2 protein-coding genes are annotated in these 1,754 nt (G+C 69.4%); one reads left to right on the top strand and one right to left on the bottom strand.

Annotated features, from left to right (window positions below):
- Positions 1–920, bottom strand: a 920-nt coding sequence (locus ACNFOC_RS54010; RefSeq protein ID WP_416966259.1) for an oxidoreductase, incomplete at its 3' end; no start/stop codon positions are given.
- A 99-nt stretch (positions 921–1,019) separates the two neighbouring features.
- On the opposite strand from ACNFOC_RS54010, the gene ACNFOC_RS54005 reads away from it, so the two are divergent.
- Positions 1,020–1,619, top strand: coding sequence for a TetR/AcrR family transcriptional regulator (locus ACNFOC_RS54005; protein WP_416966258.1), 600 nt, complete (start codon positions 1,020–1,022; stop codon positions 1,617–1,619).
- Positions 1,620–1,754 lie beyond the last annotated feature (135 nt).

The following is a 1,754-nucleotide window of genomic DNA, read 5'->3' as shown; positions in this document are numbered from 1 at the left end:
ACCCCCGTCAGCCCCTCCGACGCCTCCCACAACCGCTCCGCCGCCGCCACGTCACTCGCCGCCGCGGTCCGCCCCACCAGCGTCGGCGCCCCGCGCATCTCCATCGGCCCGCTCGGACCGACGTAACTCGCGCCCGGAAGATCCTGCGTCGCCGCGTACAGGGTCGGCAGGGCGCCGCCCTTGTCGTCCTGGGCCAGGACCTTGTTGCCGACGGCCATCAGCACGCGCGAGACCGGGTTCGCCGTATGACTCTGGAGGTTGGTCGCCGCCCAGCCCGGGTGGGCCGCCAGGGCGCGGACGCGCGAGCCCGACTCGGCGAGCCTGCGCTGGAGTTCGAGGACGAAGAGCAGGTTGGCGAGCTTGGACTGGGAGTACGCGCGCTGGGGGCTGTAGATGCCGTCCAGGTTCAGGTTCTCGAAGTGGATGATGCCGTCGCCCATCCGGTGCGCGCCGGACGCGACGGTCACCACCCGGTCGGTGATGTACGGCAGCAGCAGGTTCGTCAGGGCGAAGTGGCCCAGGTGGTTCGTGCCGAACTGCGTCTCGAAGCCGTCACGCGTCCGCTGCTCGGGGAGCATCATCACGCCGGCGTTGTTGATCAGCAGGTCCAGCGGTCGGTCCCACCTCCCGGCGAACTCCCGCACAGACGCCAGATCCGCGAGATCCAGCCGCCGCACCTCCGTACTCCCGCTCACCTTGGCCGCCGCGGCCCGCCCCCGCTCCAGGTCCCGTACGGCGAACACGACATGCGCGCCCGCACGGGCCAGCTCGGCGGCGGCCACGAGACCGATCCCGCTGTTGGCACCGGTGACGACGGCGGTACGCCCGGAGAGATCAGAAATCCGCCCGACGCCCCACTCGCTCTTGCTCCTGCCCTTGCTCTTCCCCGTGCCGCTGATGGTCCTGTCCGTCTTGTCCATGCCTCCCAATGTAGGCAACGCCAACAATGCTGTCAATGACAACAATGGTGACGGCGACAACAATGCTGGCGCCGCCAACATCGGGATACGATGGTCCGCATGCCCGTACGCCCCTATCACCACGGAGACCTGCGCTCCGCCCTGCTCGCGAGCGCGGAGCGCACCCTGCTGGAGAAGGGGGTCGCGGCACTGTCCCTGCGCGAACTGGCCCGGGACGTCGGCGTCAGCCATGCCGCCCCCGGCCGCCACTTCAAGGACAAGCAGGCCCTGGTCGACGCACTCGCCCTGGCCGGCTTCGAGCGCATGGCGGAGGAACTGACCGCCGCCGACAGCCCCGATCTACCGCTGGAAGCCCGCCTCACCGAACTGGCCAGGACCTACGTCCACTTCGCGATCTCGAACGCCGAGCTGCTGGAGGTCATGTACTCCCGCAAGCACGACCCGGACATCTCCGAGCAGCTCCGGGCGGCCGTGGACGGCACGACGACCCAGTTCGTACAGATAGTCATCGACGCCCAGGAGCGCGGCGAGATGATCCCCGGCACCCCCTGGACCATCGCCCTGGTCATCGGCGCCGCCCTCCATGGCACGGCCTCCTTCGCAGCCCAGGGCACCCTCACCCCAGAGGCAGCGATCGCCGACACCCCCACCCTGATCCACCACTTGCTGAACGGCCTCAAGCCCCGCGAGAACGAGTAGCGAGCGACGACTACTTGACGCCGTTCACCGCAACCCCCTTAGGGGCGCGGGGCTGTATCGATATGCGGCTCCGCCGCGCGAGCGCGACCAGCCCCGACCCACTTCTAACGCCCCCCAACCCCCATGCCCTTAGGG

The sequence above is a fragment of the Streptomyces colwelliae genome, assembly GCF_048158785.1.
Lineage (GTDB): Bacteria > Actinomycetota > Actinomycetes > Streptomycetales > Streptomycetaceae > Streptomyces.
This window is presented reverse-complemented; position numbering and strand designations above follow the sequence as displayed.

Bases quoted from the DNA above. Each gene is read 5' to 3' on its own strand.
- ACNFOC_RS54005 (WP_416966258.1), top strand. From the start codon at position 1,020: ATGCCCGTACGCCCCTATCACCACGGAGACCTGCGCTCCGCCCTGCTC.